Here is a 22,134-nt window from a genome sequence, read left to right as displayed (position 1 = left end):
TACCTCGACGACGTGGCCGCGCTGATGAGCGCGCGCGGCGTCGTGGTGCCGCTGCGCTCGGGGGACTACCGCCTAAAGGCCACGCCGGCCGCGGCGAGCGAGCCGCGGCTGTGGCTACTGGGGTCGTCGATGTACTCCGCGCACCTGGCCGCGGCCAAGGGGCTGCCCTACGTCTTCGCGCATCACTTCTCCGGCCGGGGAACCGAAGAGGCGCTCGAGGTCTATCGCTCCCGCTTCAAGCCCAGCGCGCTGACCCGCGAGCCGCTGACCTTTTTGACGGTCAACGCCGCCGTGGCCGAAACCCGTTACGAGGCAACGGCTTTGATGCTGCCCAACCTGCAGATGATGGCGAAACTGAGGACCGGGCAGCCGCTCGGCCCGGTGCCGCTGGTTGAGGAGGCGGAAGTCGCCGAGGTCACCAAGGAACAGCAGCTCATCATCGACAGTGGACTCAAGCGTGCCGTCCTCGGCACGCCCGCCGAGGCCGCCGAGCAGGTGCGGGCCCTCGCCGAACGGTTCGGCGTCGACGAGGTGATGGTGCACCCGGTCGCGTCGGCCCACCGTGGCACCGATCCCGCCACCGCGCCCGCGCGGGTCGCGACACTCGAGCTGTTGGCCAAAGAGCTGTTCTGACGGTCAGTCGGTCACGCTCGCCTGCTGAGATCGGCTCCCCTCGGAATTGGGCGCATGGGTGGCGATCCAGTCGCGCAGGTCATTCGCCGGCAACGGCGGGCTGTGCACGAAGCCCTGGGTGATGGTGCAGCCATAACGCCGCAGGGCGCGTAGGGTGACCTCGTCTTCGACGCCCTCGGCCACCAGGTCGGCGCCCAGGCTGCGGGCCAGCGCCACCGTGGAGCGCACGATCGCAACCGATCGCGGATCATGGGCCAGCCGCGAGACGAACACTCTGTCGAGTTTCAGTTCGTCGACCGAGACGTCCTGCAGGCGCGCCAGCGATGACCATCCCGTGCCGTAGTCGTCGAGGGAGATGCGAACGCCGAGGCGCTGCAGCGCGGCGACGGTATTGCGGGAGCGCGCCGAGTCGACGAGGGCGCTTTCGGTGATCTCGACGATGAGGGAGTCTGCCGGTAGGCCATGGGTGCGCAGCAACTCCTCGATCGTGCTCACCAGGTCCAGGTCGAGCAGGTTCGTCGTCGAGAGGTTCACGGCGACGGCCAGCGGCATGCCCTGGTCGCGCCAGCGCCGGGCCTGCGCGAGGGCAACGTTGATGGCGCGGTTGGCCACCTGTCGCATCAGCCCGGCGCGTTCGGCGGCGGACAGGAATTCCTCCGGTAGCAGCAAGCCACGGCTGGGATGCCGCCAGCGCAGCAGCGCCTCGACGCTGTGGACGGTGCCGTCGCTCGCGTTGATCTTCGGCTGGTAGTGCACCGTCAGCTGGCCGTCATCCAACAGCGCGACGCGCAGTTGCTCGACGAGGTTGGGGTCGTTGTCGCGGTACAGCTCATAGGCCGAGTCGTACACCGCGATCTTGCTGGTGGCGGATTTCGCGTGCGGGATCGCCGCCTCGGCGCGATTCAACAGCTCCTGCGGACGGTCACAGTGGTCCGGGCACAGCGCGATCGCGATGCGGGCATCGACTTGCACGGTGATCGGATCGAGCGCGAACGGTTCGCTCAGGGCCTCGAGCAACCGGCCCGCCTGGGCGCGCGCGGCGATGAGATCGGACCCCTCGGCCAGAAGGATCGCGAATTCGTCGTCGCCCACCCGCGCAAGCAGATCGTCGCTGCGCACGCAGTGCGCGAGCCTGTTCGCGATGTGGCACAACAGCTCATCGCCGAAGTGCCGGCCGATCGAGTCGTTGATCTCGTCGAATTCATACAGGTGCAGCAGCAGCAGCGCCCGACGCGACGGTGCCCCCGGGACCAACAGGGGCCCCGTCGGCGCCGAGCCGGACAGCCCCGTCAGGGCGGTCGCCAGCGACCGCCGATTGGGCAGGCTGGTCAGCGCGTCGGTCATGGCCTCCTTGTGTCTTTCGGCCAGCATGCTGACGTCGCGGAAGGTCGCCGAGAATCGCGCCGCGACCACGATCAGGCTCAGCGCGGCGAGAGTCGTTGCCAGCCTTGAGTTGTGGCCCACGATCGCGACCGCGAGCGCCACGACGGTGCACGCCACCGGCACCGTGTAGGAGCCGAGTCCGCGTTTCGGTGCGCGCGCCGTCGACGACCCGGCTGACCGGGAAGGCGCCCAGCTGGCCATGGCCACCAGTAACGACGCAGCGGGCCACAGCGCGTCGAGTGTGGTGCCCGCCTGGTAGGTGCCTTCGGCCGTCTGGAAGAGGTACGCGGTGTCCGCGACCGCGAAGCCGATGAAGCCCGCGACGAGAAGGCCCCAGCGGACCTCATTGCGCCAGCCGAGGATTGGCAGCATGCCGGCGGTCACGGCCAACAGGATCAAATCGCCCCACGGGTAGACCAGCCCCACGAGCACGGTCGCGGGCGCGCGGACCGCGGCCGCGTGGATGGGCCCCGCCCGCAGCGCCACGCCCACCGCGGCCGCGGCCAACGCGCACACCAGGGAATCGAGCCGGATCGGAAGCGGCACCCGCTTCAGCCGTGACCGCATGAGCAGCAGGAGCCCGACATAGACGAACGGGTAAAACGCCAGGTATTCCGGGTCGGCCGCCGATGGGGACTGGCCCTCACGCACCCACAGGGCATAGACGATGTCTCCGATTGCCGACACCGCCATGCCGGCCGCGATCAAGGCCCAGGCGAGGCGGTCGGCGGTCACGCGGTAGGCGCGAACGGCGATCAGCGCCGCGGCCGACAGGTTCAGCACGGGGTACAGGAATTTGACGAAGAACGCGCTGCGCGCGGCGTCGGGGTCCACGACGCTGGTCACCGCGAAAGCGGCCACGCCGATCCCCAACGCGGCCAAGGCAATCCGGATTGCCGTCGGGGGCCAGCGAATGCCGTCCGGCGCGTCGTGGGTTCGCTCCCGTCGTGACGTCGCGGCCGCCGCGATCGGCTTGAGCGACCGCGCCAGCTTGGTCTGTCTACCGAAGGTGCCCGCCGGGACCGAGGTGGCAACAAGGTCCTCGCCCGCACGTCTTTCCGTAAAGCCCGACTCTGCCGATTCGGCGAATTGGGGGAATGCGTAGGGGAAGGGCAGATCGGACACGAAGCCCCGAATGCATTGACCGCCTTCGCGTTTGGCGGCATACATGGCCAAGTCGGCGTGCCGGAGCAGCTGGTCGACGGTCGCGTTCGAGGCGGCGGTGGCCACCGTGAAGCCGATGCTCGGCCTGACCTCGATGGGAATACCGTCGATCACGATCGCCGTGCCGAACGCGTCGAGAACCCGATGCGCCGCCGCGCGCGATTCCACGACCGAAGCCTCGATGAGGACGGCGAATTCGTCCCCACCCAGGCGCGCGATGGTGCCCGTTTCGCCCAGCGCCGCGGTGAGCCGACCGGCGACCCGGACGAGCAGCTCGTCACCGGCCGGATGGCCCAGGGCGTCGTTGACCGCTTTGAAGTTGTCGAGGTCGAGGCACAACACCGCGATGGGCACACCGTCGCGACGTTGCCGGGCGATCGCCTGTTCCAGGCGATGGAGGAAGTGGGACCGATTGGCCAGACCGGTCAGGCTGTCGCGAAACGCTTCCCGCGCCACCTCGGAGAGCAGGCCCTGGTTTTCGACCAGCACGATGAACTGCCGGGCGAGCACCGCGGCGACGAGGATTCCCAGCGCGGCGAGCATCGGTCCGTGCTCCATTCGCCCAACCGCCTGGCCCAAGCCGACCGCGGCGGCCAGCATGAGCGGCAGGTAGGGCAGCCACAGCAGGGCGGGCGACAGAACCTCGCTCCGCGACTCCGCCGTGGAGGTGGTCTCATGCACGCTCGTCAGGGCAGACAGCGCCATCAGGGCAAATCCGGCGACTCGCCCCAGGTCGGTCAGATCGCCCAGGTGATAGCTGCCCACGCCGGTCTGGAAAACCATCGCGAGGTCGGCGGCGGCGATCGCCGCGATTCCACCGGCTAACAGGCCCCGGCTCGGCAGGTCGTTGGAGCGAATCCGCGACAGCATCAGGATCGTCGTCGTCAGGAGGACGACATCGGCGAAGACCTCGATGAGCGTCGCCAACCGCGTGCCACTGTTAACGCGCACCTGCTCGTCGAGGACGAAAACCCAGGAGATGACGAACAGCGAGGTCGCCACGATGAGACCGTCCAGCACCAGCCGCCGGGGCCTGTGGCGGGACAGATGGGACAAGAGCGCCAACGACAGCATGGCGCCGATCGGATACACGCTGAATACGGCTTCGGCCGCCGCGGGGTGAGTGGCGTGCTCGATTTCCGGGCGCACGTCATACACCGACCAGAGGACCTCACCTACCGCCCAGCCCAGGAGGCCGATCACGAGCGCCAGCCATCCGCATCTGCGGCGACCGGTCGAGAAACGAGCCGCATAGCCGGCACATACCGCCGCCACAAACAGACACAGCGCGAACACAGCCTCGTCGACCGGGCGCGTGCCGTATCGGCCCTGCCAGCGAAACACCGACGAGGTCACAACCAGCAGCGCCGCGAGACCGTAAACCCCGACGAGGAACCAGCCCATCCGGGCGGGCAGCCCGAACCGCCGCCACGGATTTCCCCTCCAGCGTGTCATAGCCGCTCCAGCCGATCCCGCGCTTTGCGTGAGCGAATAGTAACTTCAACCGCAGGTTACGTGGGATTAAACCGCTGCATTGCTCTCAGGCTCGGGTACCTGCCGGTGGTATGCGGCGGGGGCCCTATTAGCGCGGAGTCAGTACGACGATCGGGATGGGCCGCTGCGTCCGGCTCTGGTAACCGTTATAGCGGTTGCCGTTGTTCTTGTTGACGATGTCCCACAGCCTCGCGTAGTCGGAATCGTCGGGGCCGAGCTGGCGGGCGGTCACCGCAATGCGCTTGGAGCCGACGTTGATCTCGCAGTCGGGACGCTTGCGCAGATTGTGGTACCAGCCGGGGTTGTGCTCGTCGCCGCCCTTGGAGGCGACGACCAGGTAGGACTCGCCGTCCTTCGCGTAGGTCAGGGTCGTGGTGCGCTCTCGACCGGTCTTCGCGCCGGTCGTATGCAGCAGCAGGCTGGGCGGCATTCCCGGTATGCGGTGCCCGATCCTGCCGTCGGTTTTGCGGTAGATCGTGTCGTGAACGCGAAGGACGGCAGGAGCACGAACTGTTCGAGCGGCGTCAGATTGCTCATGCGCTCAGTCTTGCTGACTTGCGTCGATGCGCGCCAGGGCCTCCCGCAGGATCTGCGCGGTGGCCTCCCGGTCGGGGTCGCGGCGCACCAGCATCCCCTTGGCCACCGACAGCTTGTCGCCGTTGCGCCGCGGCAGCACGTGCAGGTGGATGTGGAACACCGTCTGAAAGGCGGCGCGGCCGTCGTTGATCGCGATATTGGTCGCGTCGGCCAGCTCTGTCGCGCGGGCGGCCCGGGCGATCCGCTGCCCGATAACGACCATGTCGGCCAGCGTCTCGGGCGGCGTGTCGGTCAGGTCGACCGTATGGCGTTTGGGGATCACCAACGTGTGGCCCCGCGTGAACGGGCGGGTGTCAAGGATCGCGAGGTAGCCGTCGTCCTCGCAGATCTTCACGGCCGGGGCATCTCCCGCGACGATCGCACAGAACATGCAGGACATCTCGCCCACGGTACTGGGTGCTGCGAACCGCGGGATAGGCTGCCGCAGTGGACGCTCGCGACGTGGCCTTCGCCGGCGCGGCCGCGCAGGCGCGGATGCTGGCCGACGGTGAACTGACCGCGCCGGAGCTGCTCGAAATCTATGTGGAACGGATCGCGCGGCTCGATAGCGAGTTGCGCTGCTACCGCGTGGTGCGCTCGGACAGCGCGCGTTACGAGGCTGCCGTGGCGCAGGACCGCCTCGACGCGGGCGAGCGGCTGCCGCTGCTCGGCGTGCCGATCGCGATCAAGGACGACGTCGACGTCGCCGGCGAGGTGACTACGTACGGCAGTGGCGGGCACCGCCCCGCGGTGACCTCCGACGCGGAGGTGGTCCGCCGGCTGCGCGCCGCCGGCGCGGTGATCATCGGCAAGACCAATGTGCCCGAGCTGATGATGTTTCCCTACACCGAGTCGTTGACGTTCGGCGCCACCCGCAACCCGTGGAACCTCAAGCGCACGCCGGGCGGCAGCAGCGGCGGTAGCGCCGCCGCGGTGGCCGCCGGGCTGGCGCCGCTGGCGCTGGGGTCCGACGGCGGCGGCTCGATTCGCATCCCGGCGACCTGGTGCGGTGTGTTCGGCCTGAAACCGCAACGCGATCGGGTGTCGTTGGAGCCGCACGACAATGCGTGGTACGGGCTGAGCGTCAACGGTCCGCTGGCCCGGTCGGTGCAGGACGCGGCGCTGCTCCTCGACGCGACCTCGACCGTCCCTGGTCCCGAGGGCGAGTTCGTGGCCGCCGCGGCGCGCCACCCCGGACGGCTGCGAATCGCCTTGAGCACCAAGGGCCCGACGCCACTGCCGGTCAGGGTCGGCAAAGCGCAGCTGGCGGCGGTCCACGAGGCCGGCGCGTTGCTTCGCGACCTGGGCCATGACGTCATCATCCGTGACCCCGACTATCCGCCGTCGGCGATCATCACCAATTACCTGCCGCGTTACCTGCGCGGCATCAGCGACGACGCTGACTCCTTGGCCCACCCCGAACGCCTCGAAGGGCGCACCCGGAACCTGGCGCGCGCCGGTGCGCTGTTCTCGGACCGGCGGATGACCGCCCTTCGTGACGGCGAAGCGGCGGTGACCGCCCGGATTCAGTCGATCTTCGACGACGTCGACGTCGTCGTCACGCCGGGCAACGCCACGGGCCCGTCCCGCATCGGCGCCTACCAACGACGCGGCGCGGTGTGGACGCTGCTGGCGGTGGCGCAGCGGGTTCCCTACCAGCAGGTCTGGAATCTGACCGGACAGCCTGCCGCGTCCGTTCCGTGGGACTTCGACGGTGACGGCCTGCCACTCGGGGTGCAGCTCGTCGGCCGGCCGTACGACGAAGCGACACTGCTGTCGCTGTCGGCGCAGATCGAGACCGCCCGGCCCTGGGCCCACCGCCAACCGCCGGTGTCCTAACGGGACGGTGTCGCCCGGCGGCGCCGCGCTCGCGATCGGCGGTGTCTGCCGGCGCCGACCCGCTTCGCCCGGCGGCGCCGCGCTCGCGATCGGCGCCGTTGTACGTTGGCCGAGTGGAGGACGGGGCCGAGGACAACATCGACGATCTGCTCGAGGGACTCGAGGGCGCCGCGCGCACCGAGCGGGCCGAACTCGTCAAATGGTTGCGGGAGCAGGGCGTCACCGCCGACGAGATCCGGACCACCAACCCGCCGCTGCTGCTGGCCACCCGCCACCTCATCGGCGATGACGGCACCTACGTCTCAACCAGGGAGATCAGCGAGACCCACGGTATCGACCTCGCGCTGCTGCAGCGCGTCCAGCGCGCCATCGGCCTGGTCCGGGTGGAGGACCCGGATGCCGTCGTCCACATGCGCGCCGACGGTGAGGCCGCCGCCTACGCTCAGCGGTTTGTCGAGCTGGGCCTGGATCCCGATCAGGTGCTGCTCGTGGTCCGGGTGCTGTCCGAGGGGCTGTCGCACGCCGCCGAGGTGATGAGGTATACCGCGCTCTCGGCGATCATGCGCCCCGGCGCTACCGAAGTGGAAATCGCCAAGGCGTCGAAAGCGCTGGTGAGCCAGATCGCCCCGATCCTTGGCCCGATGATCCAGGACACCCTGTTCATGCACTTGCGGCACATGATGGAGACCGAAGCGGTCAACGCTGCGGAGCGGGCCGCCGGTAAGCCGCTTCCGGGGGCGCGCCAGATCACCGTCGCCTTCGCGGACCTCGTCGGGTTCACCCGGATCGGCGAAGTGGTGTCCGCCGAGGAGCTGGGCCACCTGGCCAACCGGCTGGCCCATCTCGCCCGGGACATGACCGTCCCGCCGGTGCGGTTCATCAAGACGATCGGCGACGCGGTGATGTTCGTGTGTCCCGAGCCGCAGCCCATCCTGGACGTGGTGCTGAAGCTCGTGGAGGCCGTCGACACCGACAACGACTTTCCGCGGTTGCGAGCCGGAGTGGCCTCGGGCATGGCGGTGAGCAGGGCCGGCGACTGGTTCGGCAGTCCGGTCAACGTGGCCAGCCGGGTCACCGGCGTGGCCCGTCCGGGCACCGTCCTGGCCGCCGATTCGGTCTGGGAAGCCCTGGACGAGACGGGGGAGTTCGACGGGTCGTTTGCCGGCGCGCGCCGCCTCAAGGGCATCAAAACCGAGGTGAAGCTTTTTCGGGTCCGCCGCGGGGATGGTCCTTCCGCATAGGCAGGCCCGGGCGACACTAGGGGGCGTCTGACACTTATGTCGTACGCGGCCGGTTTCCTACCCCATCTTCCGGCGCTTCGAATTGGTCGCTTCCGGGCCTGCTTCGCTACCAAAAATACAACTCTGGACGGCAGCGGACAAGCGTCGCCGAGCGTGGGCCCTACCCCCGGCCCCCGCCTTGGCACTCGTCCGTAGGCCCACGGTCGACGGTTCGAACCGTTCGCCCCGGGCGAAAGCATTTCCGTTACACCTGTAACGGTGTAATCATGTAATCATGAAATCTCACCACACACACGGGCGGCGGTACGGTCGCCCCGGGGGCTGGCAACAGGCCCAGCAGCCCGACGCGAGCGGCGCGGCGGAATGGTTCGCCGGACGCCTACCGGAAACCTGGTTCGACGGCGACCCGACGGTCATCGTCGACCGCGAAGAGATCACCGTCATCGGCAAGCTGGCCGATCCGGAGCACTCCGGCGAGGAGAGCGAGGCTCGCGCGGAGGGCCGAATCTCGCGATTCCGCGAGGAGACCCGTTCGGAGCGAATGCGCATCGCCGACGAAGCGCAGGATCGTTACGGCCGCAAGGTTTCCTGGGGCGTGGAATCCAGCGGCGAGCGAATCCTGTTCACCCACATCGCCGTACCGGTGATGACGCGCCTCAAGCAACCCGAGCGCCAGGTGCTCGACACGTTGGTCGACGCCGGCGTCGCCCGGTCCCGCGCCGACGCGCTGGCGTGGACGGTCAAGCTGGTCGGTGAGCACACCGAGGAATGGCTGGCCAAGCTGCGCGACGCCATGTCGGCGGTCGACGATCTGCGCGCCGAGGGGCCCGACCTCCAGTCGTAAGCCGCACGGTCCCTTGGGGATTCGGCGGCTGCGCCCGATTATTCAGCGTCGACCTTGGCGAGGATCTTGTCGACGACCTGCCCGCCCTGATCGCTGATGTGGTAACCGCACGCGTTGACGTCGGCGACCACGTTGTTCGCCGCGCCCATCGCGCGCTGGCACTCCCAGCCGTCGGCGCCTTCCTGGGTCTCCAGCATGGCGATCTTCGGTGGGCTGCCGGTGAGTTGAGCGAACGACCACCGATACGTCTTGTTGTTCTTGTTTGTCACGGTCACCGTCTTGCCGGCGCAGCCCTTCCAGTTGTCCGCCGAACTCTGCACGAACGCCTTGGCCTTGTCGGCGGACGGGAACGCCACGGCGGCCTGGTTGACCCAGTGGTCGTAGTCGTCGCCGGGTTCGGAGGACACCAGCCCGCTCACTCCCGTGTAGCCGGTGCCCGCGTACACGGGATCCTGGCTGGTATAGAGCGCCCCCTGGCAGTTCGGCAACGACAGCGTCACCGAAGTGGCGTCCATCGACGTGAGGGGCTTGCCGGGCGTCATGGCGGAAGAGCCCATGATGGTGTTGACGCCCGACGGATCCAGCAGCAGGGCGCCGAGCCGGCCGGCCGGGATCGGGTCCGGCGGCGGCGCCGGGGAGGGCCGGGTCGCCAGCCAGATCCCCACGCCGCCGGCCGCGAGGACAATCACGGCGGCGACCGCGGCGACGATGGGCCACGGGCTGCGTTTGGGTTTGGGGGGCGGCTGATTCCAGGGAGCCGGGCCGGTGAACTGGGGTGGCGGGCCGCCCCAGTTGCCGCTGCCGCCCTGGTAGGCCTGCGGCCCGGACTGGCCGGCGGTCGGCACGGGGCCACTGTCGGGTGCCCACGGCCGCGGGGTTTGGGCGGCCTGCGGCAGGGGGCCCGAACTGGGTGCCGGCGCGGCCGGGTAGGGCGCCGGCGAACCCTGAACCGGTGCGGGCGGTGGGGTGGTGGCCCGGGATGGCGGCGGGCCCATGGCGCTGGCGGCCAGGGTGGGCCCGCCGCTGTCCGCGGTGGCGGCCTCGGCGGTGGCGGGCAGGGTGGCTTCCTGGCTGCGACGCACGATGCTGGCGGCGTGGTCTTGATCGGGGTCGCTGAGGGCCTCGTGGGCGGCCAGCGCCAGATCGCCGGCGCTGGCGTAGCGGTCTTCGGGTTTCTTGGCCATGCCGCGCGCGATCACCGCGTCGAAGGCCTTGGGGACGCCCGGGCGCACGGCGCTGGGCTTCGGGATCGGGTCCATCAGGTGGGCGGTGACCAGGGTGCTCGCGCTGTCGGCGCGATAGGGCGGCGACCCGGTCAGGGCCTCGTGCAGCACGCAGGCCAGCGCGTAGATGTCGGCGCGGTAGGTGACCTCGTCGTTGGAAAACCGTTCGGGCGCCATGTATTTCCAGGTGCCCACCGCGGTGCCGAGCTGGGTGAGCTTCTCGTCGGTGGTGGCGCTGGCGATGCCGAAGTCGACCAGGTAGGCGAAGTCGTCGCGGGTGACCAGGATGTTGGGCGGCTTGACGTCGCGGTGCATGACCCCGGCGGCGTGGGCGGCGTCGAGCGCCGACGCGATCTGGGTGATGATGGCCACCGCCCGCGGCGGGGTCAGCGGGCCGAACCGTTTGAGCAACGTGTCCAGGTCGGTGCCCTCGATGAGGCGCATCTCCATGTACATCTGGCCGTCGATCTCGCCGTAGTCGTGGATGGGCACCACGTGGGGTTCCTGCAAACGACCGGCGATGCGGGCCTCGCGCTTCATCCGCTCGCGAAACACCGGGTCCTTGCTGAACGTGTCCGACATCAGCTTGAGCGCCACCGTCCACTCCTTGACGGTGTGTTCGGCCTCGTAGACCTCGCCCATCCCACCGCGGCCCAGCAGTCGTTTCAGGTGATAGGGCCCGAACATCGAGCCCACACGTGAGGTTTGCGCGTCGCTCATCCCTGACCCTCCAAACCGACCCCGGACCCGCCGACCATATCAACACCGCCCGACCTGAACGGCCGCCCGCGAGCCCCGACTCAGCAATCAAGACGGTAAGCCCCCGACGGCCCCGCCGCTGGACAATGCGGCATTCCGGGCGGCATCGCTACGCGGGCCGCCGCCACAACAGGAGGTAGCGCCAGAACAGCAGCCGGCGGATGCGGGCGCCCGGCAGGGTCGCGGCGGCGATTTCACGGGCCTGCCGGGTGGTCAGCGGCGGATCGAAAACTTCCGGCATCGCCTCGTTGGTCGGGTCCGGTCCGTACCAGTTGCCGCGGCCGGTCGCCCGCAGTGCGGCGAACGCGGCGCCGAGCATCCGATTCGCCGCCGCCGCAACGATTTCGGCGGGAGCCTCCCGGGGCAGGTCGATCCGCGGTAGTACGACTGCGGCCAGCACGCCGCCCGGTCGCAACGCCGGCGCCAGATGCCGCAGGGCCTCGCAGAGCGGCACGTGATGCAACGCGGTGATCGACACGATCGCGTCGTAATCCTCTGCGGGCAAAGGCGTTTCCAGCACGTCGGCGAGGGTGCAGGTGACGTTGGCCGGCGTGCGCCGCCGGGCCGCCTCGATCATCGCCGCCGACTTGTCGATCGCATCAACATGATCGGCGCGCTCGGCCAGTCGCGCCGCGAATCCCCCCGCGCCACAACCGACGTCGAGCACCCGTCCGCATCGCCGCGGCAGTTGCCGCAACAGCGTCCGCTGGTAGTGGGCGTTGTGATCCCAGTGCACCGTCATCGGTGGTTACGAGTGGGAAGCCCACCACTTGTACAGCTGGTCCATGTTCGGCCCCTGCGGATTTCCGCTGACGACCGCGAACACCAAGGTCTGCTGGTTCGTCCACAGGACCTGCGGCTCGTCACCGTTGTAGGTCCCGCATGCGATCTGACCGAGGATGGTGTTCGGATCCTTGTTGTGCCACCAGGTGCCCGGTGATGCCTTGTCCCCGGGGCACTTAACGATCGTGTCGCTTCCGGTGAAGCCGCTGAACGCGTCCTGCAGACCCTGCAGATCCGGGTATAGCCCATAGGCCGAGACCGCGGGACCGTTGGGATCGGTGTTCTGACCGCACATGACCGAGACGATCGCGCCGGGCATTTGGCCCTGTTGTTTGCACGTGCCGGGCGGATAGCCGGTCGGCAGCAGGCCCAGCAGCCGGTTCGCGGCGCCCGGGGGCGGGGTGGATGGCGGTTTCGGGGTCGTGTTGGTGGTCGTCGTCGTGGGGGTGGTGCTGGCCGCGGAGGGGGTCTCGCTGTCGTCGTGTCCGACGGCGATCGCGACGCCGACCGCGGCGACGACGAGGACGACCACGACGGCGGCGGCTGCGGCGACGATGGCCCAGGGGTTGCGTTTGCGCGGTGGCGCCGGGGGGTGCCCGGGTCCCCAGGGCAAGGGGGCGGCGAACTGCGGTGGCGGGCCGCCGAAGGGTGCTTGGTAGCGCGGAGGGTTCGGTGCGGGAGGCCCCGCGCCGTGCATCGGTTGCGGTATCCGCCCGGGACCGGCCCGGTCACCTGCGGGCGCGGGCGGGTGCGGGACGGGACCACCGGCGCCGTTCATCCCGGACGGGGCGGATTGCGCACTGTGGCGCAGGATGTTGACGGCCTGGGTCTGCTCCGGATCGGTGAGTGCGTCATGGGCGGCGCGCGCCAGGTCACCGGCGCTGGCGTAGCGGTCGTGCGGCTTCTTGGCCATGCCGCGGGCGATCACCGCGTCGAAAGCCCTGGGGATCCCCGACCGTTTGGCGCTGGGCCGGGGGATGGGGTTCATGAGGTGGGCGCTGACCAGCACCCCGGCGCTGTCGGACGCGTATGGCGGGGACCCGGTCAAGCATTCGTAGAGCACGCACGCCAAGGAATAGATGTCGGCGCGGTAGGTGACCTCGTCGTTGGAAAACCGTTCGGGCGCCATGTATTTCCAGGTGCCCACGGCGGTGCCGAGCTGGGTGAGCTTCTCGTCGGTGGTGGCGCTGGCGATGCCGAAGTCGACCAGGTAGGCGAAGTCGTCGCGGGTGACCAGGATGTTGGGCGGCTTGACGTCGCGGTGCGTCACCCCGGCGGCGTGGGCGGCGTCGAGCGCCGACGCGATCTGGGTGATGATGGCCACCGCGCGTGCCGGGCTCAGCGGCCCGAATCGCTTGAGCAACGTGTCCAGGTCGGTGCCCTCGATGAGGCGCATCTCCAGATACATCTGCCCATCGATTTCGCCGTAGTCGTGGATGGGCACCACGTGGGGTTCCTGCAGGCGACCTGTGATGCGGGCTTCGCGCCTCATCCGCTCGCGGAACACCGGATCGCTGCTGACGGATTCCGACATCAGCTTGAGCGCCACCGTCCAGCCCTTGCCGGTGTGTTCGGCTTCGTAGACCTCGCCCATCCCGCCGTGACCCAGGGCCCGTTTGAGCTCATAGGGTCCGAACATCGACCCCGAACGCGAGCCCGGCGCCCCGCTCATCGTTCCTCCCAACCAACCCAGACTCGCCGACCATATCAACACCTTCGCCGGGCAATAGGCCAACGCTTCAGGCGGTGACGACCCTTGGCGTCGGCCGGCTTGGTGTAGATCGTGCCGGGCGTCCTAGGCTTCGGTCTGGTTTCCCGCGGCGATCTCGAACGTGAACTCGTGCTCGCCGATGCGCACGTGATCGCCGTCGTGCAGCGGGGTCGCCCTGCGGATGCGCTCGCGCTGCACGTGCACGCCGTTCGACGAGCGCAGGTCGTTGATGACGAAGCTGCTGCCGGTGTCGACGATGACGGCGTGGTAGCGGCTGACTTTCGGGGTGGCCAGGACGATGTCGTTGTCGCTGAGACGCCCGATGCGGGTCGCGGCCTCTTGCAGCGCATAGCTCTCGCCCGAATCTTCGCGCAGGTACGCGACGGCATCCCGCTCGGACACCATGCTGTGGTGGTCCATCACCGTGAGCGTCACGGTGGCGGTGGTCACGGCGGTCTTCTTGACGTCCAACGGTTCCTGGCGCAGGATCCGGTCGTTGAGGTCGCGCAGGTTCGGGCCCGGGTCGATCCCGAGGTCATCGGCGAGTGTTTCTTTCACGCGCCGGTAGGCCGCCAACGCGTCGGATTGGCGGTCGGTGAGGTAGTAAGCCGTGATCAGCTGCGCCCACAGCGGCTCGCGGTAAGGATGCTCCGCGGTCAGAGCTTCGAGTTCGGTGATCACGGCAGCGGCGCGCCCGCAAGCGATTTCGGCCTCCGCCTTTGCGGTGTGGACGAGGATCTTCTCCTCGACCAGGGCGGTGGCAAAGGTGTCGACGAACCCGAAGTCGCGCAGGTCCTCGAGCACCCGCCCGCGCCATTCCGCCAGGGCCGCGGACAGGTGCCGGCCGGCCAGTTCGAACCGGCCGGCGGCGGCCGCCTGCGCGCCCGCGGTCTTCTCGGCGATGAATCGCCCGATGTCGCAAGCATTGTCGGGGATGCCGAGGCGATAGCCCGGCGGCGCCGCGGCCAACACCACACGCGAGTCGACCCCGAAACTGGCGAGGAGCTTTCGCAGGTTGGACACGTAGGAGTGGATGCTGGCCCTCGCCCCCGACGGCGGCGAGTCGCCCCAGAGGGCGGTCGTGAGCCTATCGACGCCAACCGGGCTGTTGCGGTTCATCAGCAGCATCGCCAGCACCGCCCGCTGCTTGGGGGTGCCCAGCGGCACCAAGTCGCCGTCAACGCTCATTTGCAGCGGTCCCAGCAGGCCGAACTCGAGACGTGTGTCCACCATCGCGCTCAGCAGCCTCCCTGTCTTTCGCGCCTCGCGTGCCAATGAGCTGCCCTGTCATTGTGATACGAACCGGCGAAATTAGGTAACAACCCGCGAAACTCGCCGCGTCGCAGCAAATGCACGCGCGAATCAGTTTAGGGCTCAGAGAATTCGGCCGTCGGCTCAGAGCGTGACGACCATCAGCTCGTTGCTCGTCTCCCACGCCTGAACGAAGGCGGCTACGCCCGGGTCATCGCGTAGTAGGCGCCCCGCCCGGCCAGCAGCTCGGGGTGGTTGCCTTGTTCGACGATGCGGCCGGCCTGCACGACCAGGATCCGGTCGGCGTCCCGGATCGTCGAAAGGCGATGCGCGATAATGAAACTCGTTCGGTCCCGGCGAAGCTCGCGCATGGCGCGCTGCACGAGGGCCTCGGTGCGGGTGTCGACCGAGCTGGTGGCCTCGTCCAGGATCAGCAGCTGCGGGCGGGCCAGGAATGCGCGGGCGATGGTGATGAGTTGTTTCTCGCCGGCGCTGATGTTGGCGCCGTCCCCGCTGACGCGGGTCTGGTAGCCCGCCGGGAGCGTGTGCACGAACCGGTCGACGTGGGCCGCCCTGGCGGCCGCGACCACCTCGTCGTCGGTGGCCCCCGGCCGCCCATAGGCGATGTTCTCCGCGATCGTCCCGTCGAACAGCCAGGTGTCCTGCAGCACCATGCCGATTCGCGATCGCAGCGACTGCCTGCTCACGGTGCTGATGTCCACCCCGTCGACCAGGATTTGCCCGGAATCGACGTCGTAGAAGCGCATCAGCAGGTTGACCATGGTGGTCTTGCCCGCGCCGGTCGGGCCGACGATCGCCACCGTGCTGCCCGGCTCGGCCACCAGCGACAGGTCCTGGATCACCGGCGTGCCCGGCCGGTACGCGAAGTTCACGCCCCGGAACTCGACGCGTCCGCCGTCGGACGGTGGCAGTGCCCGCCCTGGCGCGGGTGGCTCCTCCGGCTCGTCGAGCAGGTCGAACACCCGCTCGGCGCTGGCCACCCCCGATTGCAGGGTGTTGTACATCCCGGCGACCTGGCTGACCGGCGCGTTGAACTGCCGGACGTATTGGATGAAGGCCTGGATGCTGCCGAGGGTGATCTGCCCGGTGGCCACCTGCAGGCCCCCCACGACGGCGACCGCGACGTAGCCGATGTTGCCGACGAACGCCGTCGCCGGTGCCACCAGTCCGGAGAAGAACTGGGCGCCGAAACTGGCCTCGTAGACGTCGTCGTTGCAGCGGCGGAACTGCTCGCGCGCCGCGGCCTGGTGCCCGAACGTCTTGACGACAGTGAACCCGCTGTAGGTCTCCTCGATGTGGGCGTTGAGGCGTCCGGTGCTCTTCCACTGGGCCACGAACAGGCGCTGCGAACGCCGCGCGATCGCGCGCGTAGCCAGCAGCGAGATCGGCACCGCCAGCAGGGTGATCAGGGCCAGCAGCGGCGAGATGGACACCATCATCGCCAGCACGGCCACCACCGTCAGCATCGCCGTCACCAGCTGGCTGATCGTCATCGACAGCGACGATTGGAGGTTGTCGACGTCGTTGGTGACCCGGCTCAACAGCTCACCCCGTTGGCGCCCGTCGAAGTAGGACAACGGCAGCCGGTGAACCTTGTCCTCGACGTCGCAACGCAGCGCGACCATGGTCCGCTGCACCGTGAGGTTGAGCAGCCGGGCCTGCACCCAGATCAGCAGCGCGGCAACGATATACAGGGCCAACGCCAACATCAGGGTCCGGCCCACCGCGCCGAAGTCCACGCCCCGGCCGGGAACCACGTCCATCCCGGACAGCAGGTCTGCGAAGGCCTTGTCGCCCCGGGCCCGGGCCGTGGCGACGGCCTGTGCCTTGGTGATTCCGGCGGGGAGCCGGCGCCCGATGACGCCGTTGAACAGCAGGTCGGTGGCGTGGCCGAGGATCCGGGGAACGACGACCCCGATCACCGTACCGGTGATGCCCAGTGCGATCACGGCGATGCTCAGCCCCCGTTGCGGCGCAAGCCGTTTCACCAGCCGGGCCGCCGAGCCCCAGAAGTCGCGGGATCGCCCGGTCGGGACCGGCGGCGCGGCGCCGGCGGTCGCCACGGTCATGGCGTCCCTCCGACACCGGCGCCGACCGACTGCGAGTCGGCGAATTCGGCGTAGGTGGGGCAGTCGGCCAGCAGCGATTCATGCGTGCCCGCGCCCATCAGCTTCCCGCCGTCGACGACGATCACCTGGTCGGCCTGGGCGGCGGTCGAAACACGTTGCGTCACAACGATGATCGTGGCCTCGCCGGACGTCTGCGCCAGCGACGCGCGCACCCGCGCGTCGGTGTGCACGTCGAGCGCGGCGAACGAGTCGTCGAACAGGTAGATGGCCGGCCGGCGGATGACCGCACGCGCGATCGCCAGCCGTTGCCGTTGCCCACCCGAAAAGTTGATTCCGCCCTGGGCCACCCGCATGTGCAGCCCGTCGTCGTGGGCCCGCACGAACCCGTCGGCGTCGGCCACCCGCAACGCTTCCCACATCTCGTCGTCGGTCACCACCTGCCCGGGGGCCGCGCCGTAGCGGAGGTTGTCCGCCACCGTGCCGGTGAAGAGGTAGCCGCGCTGGGGCACCAGCCCGATCGCCGACCACAGCCGCTCGGTGTGGTAATCGCGGACGTCGACGTCGTCGACCAGAACGGCGCCGGCGGTCACGTCGTAGAGCCGGCAGATCAGGGATACCAGCGTCGACTTGCCCGAACCGGTGCTGCCGACGATGGCCGTGGTCGTGCCGGGCCGAGCGGTCAGCGAAATATCTTGCAGCACTGGGCGATCGGCGCCCGGATAGCTGAAGGTCGCGCCGTCCAGTCGCACGACGCCCGTGATCCCGCCGCGCGGGAACCGGGGATTCGGCGGGCTCTGCACCGCGGCGCGGGTCGAGAGCACCTCGGTGATCCGTTCGGCGCACACCGACGCGCGCGGCAGCACCACCAGCGTCATGGTCGCCATCAACACCGCCATCAGGATCTGGGTGAAATAGGCCAGGAAGGCGGTCAGGGAGCCGACCTGCATCTGGCCGCGATCGATGCGCAGCCCGCCGAACCAGATCAGCGCCACGCTGGACACGTTGATGGTCAGGGTGGTCACCGGCAGCATCAGGGCCTGCAGGTTGCCGGTGGTCAGCGCCGTGTCCGACAGCGCGGCGTTGGCGCGCGCGAACCGGTCGCGCTCGAAGTCCTCACGCGCAAAGGCTCGGACCACCCGGACGCCCGACAGCTGGTCGCGCAGCACCCGGTTGATGCCGTCGATCAGGCCCTGCATGCGGCGCAGCCGGGGCAGCATGCGCGACATGATCAAGTAGTTGGCCACCGCCATGATCGGCACGCTGACCAGCAGCAGCCAGGTCAACGCGGCCTCCTGATGGATGGCCATGACGATGCCGCCGGCGCACATGATCGGCGCGGTGATCAGGACGGTGGCCGTGATCTGGACCAGGTATTGGATCTGCCGGACGTCGTTGGTGCTGCGCGTCAACAGCGTTGGCGCGCCGAACCGGGCGGTCTCGGGCTCGGAGAAGCTGGTGACGTGTTCGAAGATCGCCCGCCGCAGGTCGCGGCCGAAGCCCATGCCGGTCCGCGAGCCGAAGTAGACGGCCCCGACCGCGCACAACGCCTGCAAACCGGTGACCGCGAGCATCACCATGCCGAGCCTGACGATGGTGGCCGCGTCGCCCTTGGCCACGCCCTCGTCGATGATCGCGGCGTTGACCGTGGGCAGGTACAGCGACGCCAGGGTGCTCGTCAGCTGGAGCGCCGTCAGCACCGCGACCAGCCGGCGGTACGGCCGGATGTACTGGCGCAGCAGTGCCAGGAGCATTTCGTAACTGTCGCACACGGCGCGCGCCGCGGTCGCCGACACCGCCGCGCGTCGACCGAGGGGCTGAATTGCCTGCTCAGGCGCGTCATCGGCGGCTGACCCCTGGGCTGCCGCTACAGTGCATCGTGTGACCAGCAGTAGGCGAGGCGCTCGGGCGCTGGCTCTGGCGGCGTCGGCTCTGACGATCTTGATCCCGACGATTGCGGGCTGCTCGGGTTCCGGCGACAACAAGCCGGGAGCGACGGCATCGTCGACGCCCGGCGGCGGGGATGGTCACCACGGGCCGATGTTCCCGCAATGCGGGGGCATCAGCGATCAGACGGTGTCGGACCTGACCAAGGTGACCGGGCTGGTGAACACCGCCCGCAACTCCGTGGGATGCCAGTGGCTGGCGGGCGGCGGCATTCTCGGCCCGCACTTTTCCTTTTCCTGGTATCGCGGCAGCCCGATCGGGCGTGAACGCAAGACCGAGGAGCTGTCGCGCGCCAGCGTCGACGACATCAACATCAACGGCCACGGCGGCTTCATCGCCGTCGGCAACGAGCCGAACCTGGGCGACTCGCTCTGCGAAGTGGGCATCCAGTTCCAGGACGACTTCATCGAGTGGTCGGTGAGCTTCAGCCAGAAGCCGTTCCCGCCGCCCTGCGACATCGCCAAGGAACTGGCCCGTCAATCGATTGCGAACTCCAAATGACCCGAAGAACCGTCCGGGCCGGCGCGGCCGTGCTGCTCGCCACGGTGCTCGTGCTGACGGGCTGCTCGAGGTCTGTCGGGGGCAACGCCGTGAAGGCCGGCGGCAACGTCCCGCGCAACAACAACTCCCAGCAGCAGTATCCGAACCTGCTCAAGGAATGTGAGGTGTTGACCAGCGACATCCTGGCCAAGACCGTGGGCGCCGACCCGCTCGACATCCAAAGCACCTTCGTCGGCGCCATCTGCCGCTGGCAGGCCGCCAACCCGGCCGGCCTGATCGACATCACGCGGTTCTGGTTCGAGCAGGGCAGCCTGGGCAACGAGCGCAAGGTGGCCGACTTCCTGAAGTACAAGGTGGAGAACCGTGCGATCGCGGGCATCGAGTCGATCGTGATGCGCCCGGACGACCCGAACGGCGCCTGCGGTGTGGCCAGCAATGCGGCGGGGGTGGTCGGCTGGTGGGTGAACCCCCAGGCGCCCGGCATCGACGCGTGCGGGCAGGCCATCAAGCTCATGGAGCTGACGCTGGCCACTAACTCGTAGAGCGGTCTAGCGCGGGACTGCGAAACCCGTCAGCGCGGCCCGGCCCGGCTCCAGTCCCTGCCACGCGCAGGTCAGCGTCAGCACCGCGATCGCCGACGTCGGGAATTTCGTTGAAATGCGTTCCACGACAGCGTCGTCCGTCCCGTCGTCGTCGGCCAGGATGAGCGCCAGCGCCGACGTCGTCGGCTCGTGACCGACGACCAGCAGGGTGCCGACGTCGTCGGTCGTCCGGTTGATCTCCTCGATCACCGTCCCAGGGGTGGCGCCGTACAGCCGCTCGCTGTAGCGCGCCGGGGCGCCGACACGGGTGTTTTCCAGGGTCTGCCGCGCGCGTGTCGCGGTGGAGCACAGCACCGCGTCGATCGATGGCACGTTGGCGCGCAGCCAATTCCCGGCCAGCCCGGCCTCGCGGATGCCGCGCGGCGCCAACGGCCGGTCGTGGTCGGCGACCCCGGCCGGGTAGTCCGATTTCGCATGCCGCATCAGCAGCAGAGTGCGCCGACCATTCATCGCAGTCACACCGGCAGCACGGTCCCGGTGGCCGGGCCCAGGGTGATCTGCTGGCCACCGGGGGGTACGTACCCGCCGGTGGTCCCGTAGAGGCCGTAGAGCGGGCTGAGCGGGCCGTGCCCGGCGTAGATGTCGTTGATCCAGCCCGTGGACAGGGTGTACACGGCCGCGGTGTTGCCGCCCGGGGAGAAGGAGGTGAACAGCTGCGCGACGAAGTCGATGACGGGCTTGTTGCCCAGCAGCGAGTCGACATGCGAGCCGTTGACCAGCTCGACCCCGGTGAACTGCCCCGGGTACAGACTGACCAGTTCATTCGTGGTGGCACCGAACGCGTTCCACGGCTGCGGCGGCGAGGCCACCACATAGTCGGGGATGTTCAACGTCTTCAGGTTGGCGATCGCCGCCGCGAAGGCCGAGGAGTCACTTGCGACCCCGTCGAACATCACGACACCGAGAAGGTGGTTGTTGGCGGTGTTCGTCCCGAGGTCCGCGATGTAATCGCCGGCGGCGAGCGTGGCGAGGCCCCCGCCCGCGGAATGTCCGGTGATCATGAAACTTTGGGGCAGCGTGCCGTGGTAACCGGCCTGGCTGGCGCTGAGGTTCAGCGCCGTCTCGTTGCCCAGGAACAACGAGCCCACCGCCTGCTGCATCTGCGTGCCGCCCAGCCAGGCGCCCATCGGCAACGGAATCGACGACACGGTGGGGACGACCACGATGCTGTCGGTGCCGTACGCCAGGGCGATGGCCAGACTGCCGTACCAGCCGCCCGTTCCCAGGAAACCGTGCTGCAGATAGATGACACCGCGGGCATTCACCGAACCGTCTGCCTGCGTCGGGAAGTACCAGCGCGCCGGGGCGTCATAGCCGTGGGGACCAACGGGAATCTCCAGGTAAGACATCCCCTCCCGGACCCCGGTCACCGGGCCGGGGGTCCCCGTCCCCTGAAACACGCCGCCGCTCTGACTTCCGAGAGTCCCGTTGAGAAAGCCGGTGATCAGCCTGCCGGCCAGGCCGGGCCCGGTGGTCCCGGTGACAGCGGGCCCGACGGCACCCTGACCGAACAGCGGTTGCCCGGTCAGGTAGGTGAACGGGGAAAAGAACCCCACGTCGAAGAACTGTTGCTCCACCCCCTTCACCAGCAGCGACACGTTCGTGAGCTCGCCGGCGACGTAGGTGGCTCCGGCGGCGCTCAACGTCCCCACGAACTGGGAGTGAAACAGCGTCGTCTGCGCGGTCAGCGTGTGAAACTCTTCGGCGAAGTCGCCGAAGAGACTCGCGACAGCCGCCGACACCTCGTCGGCGCCCGCCGCGGCGATGCCCGTCGTCGAGGGAGCCGCCGCGGCGGAGGCCGCCTTGATGGCCTCCTCGATCCCGGTCAGATCCGCCGACGCCGCGGCGAGCGCCTCGGGTGCTGCGATCACTAACGACGGCATCTGCGGCTCCCATCCTCGGTGGCGCGGCAACATCAGGACAGCTGAAAAATGCTAAACGAGGTCAGACCTTGCGTGGTTCGTAATGCGAGATTCGGAATGAGAGCAGTTCCGGTCGCCCGCGCGCGTGCCGTTGCACAGCACACCCGCGGACCTGCCGGGCGACGTCCCGCGTCTTGTCGGTGCCCGGACCTAGACTTCGCGGTGCCCTGATAG

17 protein-coding genes are annotated in these 22,134 nt (G+C 68.9%); 6 read left to right on the top strand and 11 right to left on the bottom strand.

Going from position 1 to position 22,134, the window contains the following annotated elements:
• The coding region (locus VMD50_RS18095) for an LLM class flavin-dependent oxidoreductase (RefSeq protein ID WP_325429243.1) at window positions 1-633 on the top strand (633 nt) is incomplete at its 5' end.
• 3 nt (window positions 634-636) lie between these two features.
• Here the strand turns inward: VMD50_RS18095 and VMD50_RS18090 are convergent.
• From VMD50_RS18090 to VMD50_RS18080, 3 genes are all read right to left on the bottom strand, one after another.
• The gene (locus VMD50_RS18090; RefSeq protein WP_414686107.1) at window positions 637-4,635 is read right to left on the bottom strand and encodes a diguanylate cyclase domain-containing protein; all 3,999 of its coding nucleotides are present in this window, start codon (window positions 4,633-4,635) and stop codon (window positions 637-639) included.
• 127 nt (window positions 4,636-4,762) lie between these two features.
• Window positions 4,763-5,149: a nitroreductase family deazaflavin-dependent oxidoreductase gene (locus VMD50_RS18085; protein ID WP_325429251.1), complete on the bottom strand. Its 387-nt coding sequence runs from the start codon at window positions 5,147-5,149 to the stop codon at window positions 4,763-4,765.
• A gap of 66 nt (window positions 5,150-5,215) precedes the next feature.
• Entirely contained in the window at window positions 5,216-5,650 is a 435-nt protein-coding gene (locus VMD50_RS18080) for an HIT family protein (protein WP_325429241.1), read from the bottom strand.
• Between the two features lie 47 nt (window positions 5,651-5,697).
• On the opposite strand from VMD50_RS18080, the gene VMD50_RS18075 reads away from it, so the two are divergent.
• The 3 genes from VMD50_RS18075 (at window position 5,698) to VMD50_RS18065 (ending at window position 9,174) form a co-directional block, all read left to right on the top strand.
• A complete protein-coding gene (locus VMD50_RS18075; RefSeq protein WP_325429239.1) occupies window positions 5,698-7,089 on the top strand; it encodes an amidase in 1,392 nt (463 codons plus the stop codon).
• Window positions 7,090-7,202: 113 nt separating this feature from the next.
• Window positions 7,203-8,330 (top strand): adenylate/guanylate cyclase domain-containing protein, encoded by a 1,128-nt coding sequence (locus VMD50_RS18070; protein ID WP_325429237.1) that lies wholly within the window; start codon window positions 7,203-7,205, stop codon window positions 8,328-8,330.
• A 274-nt stretch (window positions 8,331-8,604) separates the two neighbouring features.
• Window positions 8,605-9,174: a hypothetical protein gene (locus tag VMD50_RS18065; RefSeq protein WP_325429235.1), complete on the top strand. Its 570-nt coding sequence runs from the start codon at window positions 8,605-8,607 to the stop codon at window positions 9,172-9,174.
• A 38-nt stretch (window positions 9,175-9,212) separates the two neighbouring features.
• On the opposite strand, the gene VMD50_RS18060 is transcribed toward VMD50_RS18065, so the two are convergent.
• The 6 genes from VMD50_RS18060 to VMD50_RS18035 form a co-directional block, all read right to left on the bottom strand.
• The gene (locus VMD50_RS18060) at window positions 9,213-11,117 is read right to left on the bottom strand and encodes a serine/threonine-protein kinase PknH/PknJ (RefSeq protein ID WP_325429233.1); all 1,905 of its coding nucleotides are present in this window, start codon (window positions 11,115-11,117) and stop codon (window positions 9,213-9,215) included.
• A 148-nt stretch (window positions 11,118-11,265) separates the two neighbouring features.
• A complete protein-coding gene (locus VMD50_RS18055) occupies window positions 11,266-11,898 on the bottom strand; it encodes a class I SAM-dependent methyltransferase (RefSeq protein WP_325429231.1) in 633 nt (210 codons plus the stop codon).
• 6 nt (window positions 11,899-11,904) lie between these two features.
• Window positions 11,905-13,611: a serine/threonine-protein kinase gene (locus tag VMD50_RS18050; protein ID WP_325429229.1), complete on the bottom strand. Its 1,707-nt coding sequence runs from the start codon at window positions 13,609-13,611 to the stop codon at window positions 11,905-11,907.
• A gap of 123 nt (window positions 13,612-13,734) precedes the next feature.
• Entirely contained in the window at window positions 13,735-14,883 is a 1,149-nt protein-coding gene (locus VMD50_RS18045; RefSeq protein ID WP_325429227.1) for a BTAD domain-containing putative transcriptional regulator, read from the bottom strand.
• 218 nt (window positions 14,884-15,101) lie between these two features.
• Window positions 15,102-16,991 (bottom strand): ABC transporter ATP-binding protein, encoded by a 1,890-nt coding sequence (locus tag VMD50_RS18040; protein WP_325429226.1) that lies wholly within the window; start codon window positions 16,989-16,991, stop codon window positions 15,102-15,104.
• Window positions 16,988-18,742, bottom strand: coding sequence for an ABC transporter ATP-binding protein (locus VMD50_RS18035; protein ID WP_325429224.1), 1,755 nt, complete (start codon window positions 18,740-18,742; stop codon window positions 16,988-16,990). The genes VMD50_RS18040 and VMD50_RS18035 overlap by 4 nt, the downstream gene beginning before the upstream one ends.
• A gap of 127 nt (window positions 18,743-18,869) precedes the next feature.
• On the opposite strand from VMD50_RS18035, the gene VMD50_RS18030 reads away from it, so the two are divergent.
• A complete protein-coding gene (locus tag VMD50_RS18030; protein ID WP_325429222.1) occupies window positions 18,870-19,436 on the top strand; it encodes a DUF3558 domain-containing protein in 567 nt (188 codons plus the stop codon).
• Window positions 19,433-19,978: a DUF3558 domain-containing protein gene (locus VMD50_RS18025; protein WP_325429220.1), complete on the top strand. Its 546-nt coding sequence runs from the start codon at window positions 19,433-19,435 to the stop codon at window positions 19,976-19,978. The genes VMD50_RS18030 and VMD50_RS18025 overlap by 4 nt, the downstream gene beginning before the upstream one ends.
• Before the next feature lie 6 nt (window positions 19,979-19,984).
• On the opposite strand, the gene VMD50_RS18020 is transcribed toward VMD50_RS18025, so the two are convergent.
• Window positions 19,985-20,488, bottom strand: a complete 504-nt coding sequence (locus VMD50_RS18020; RefSeq protein WP_325429249.1) for a SixA phosphatase family protein — start codon at window positions 20,486-20,488, stop codon at window positions 19,985-19,987.
• Between the two features lie 5 nt (window positions 20,489-20,493).
• Window positions 20,494-21,921 (bottom strand): PE domain-containing protein, encoded by a 1,428-nt coding sequence (locus VMD50_RS18015; protein ID WP_325429218.1) that lies wholly within the window; start codon window positions 21,919-21,921, stop codon window positions 20,494-20,496.
• Window positions 21,922-22,134: the final 213 nt, after the last annotated feature.

It is taken from the genome of Mycobacterium sp., from assembly GCF_035506235.1.
GTDB lineage: Bacteria > Actinomycetota > Actinomycetes > Mycobacteriales > Mycobacteriaceae > Mycobacterium.
The sequence above is the reverse complement of the archived record's forward strand: the minus strand, read 5'-3'. Positions and strand labels throughout refer to the sequence as shown.

Coding starts and splice junctions, on each gene's coding strand:
- VMD50_RS18055 (WP_325429231.1), bottom strand. CDS start 11,898: ATGACGGTGCACTGGGATCACAACGCCCACTACCAGCGGACGCTGTTG.
- VMD50_RS18080 (WP_325429241.1), bottom strand. CDS start 5,650: ATGTCCTGCATGTTCTGTGCGATCGTCGCGGGAGATGCCCCGGCCGTG.
- VMD50_RS18015 (WP_325429218.1), bottom strand. CDS start 21,921: ATGCCGTCGTTAGTGATCGCAGCACCCGAGGCGCTCGCCGCGGCGTCG.
- VMD50_RS18050 (WP_325429229.1), bottom strand. CDS start 13,611: ATGAGCGGGGCGCCGGGCTCGCGTTCGGGGTCGATGTTCGGACCCTAT.
- VMD50_RS18040 (WP_325429226.1), bottom strand. CDS start 16,991: ATGACCGTGGCGACCGCCGGCGCCGCGCCGCCGGTCCCGACCGGGCGA.
- VMD50_RS18035 (WP_325429224.1), bottom strand. CDS start 18,742: ATGCTCCTGGCACTGCTGCGCCAGTACATCCGGCCGTACCGCCGGCTG.
- VMD50_RS18045 (WP_325429227.1), bottom strand. CDS start 14,883: ATGGTGGACACACGTCTCGAGTTCGGCCTGCTGGGACCGCTGCAAATG.
- VMD50_RS18025 (WP_325429220.1), top strand. CDS start 19,433: ATGACCCGAAGAACCGTCCGGGCCGGCGCGGCCGTGCTGCTCGCCACG.
- VMD50_RS18090 (WP_414686107.1), bottom strand. CDS start 4,635: ATGACACGCTGGAGGGGAAATCCGTGGCGGCGGTTCGGGCTGCCCGCC.
- VMD50_RS18020 (WP_325429249.1), bottom strand. CDS start 20,488: ATGAATGGTCGGCGCACTCTGCTGCTGATGCGGCATGCGAAATCGGAC.
- VMD50_RS18065 (WP_325429235.1), top strand. CDS start 8,605: ATGAAATCTCACCACACACACGGGCGGCGGTACGGTCGCCCCGGGGGC.
- VMD50_RS18060 (WP_325429233.1), bottom strand. CDS start 11,117: ATGAGCGACGCGCAAACCTCACGTGTGGGCTCGATGTTCGGGCCCTAT.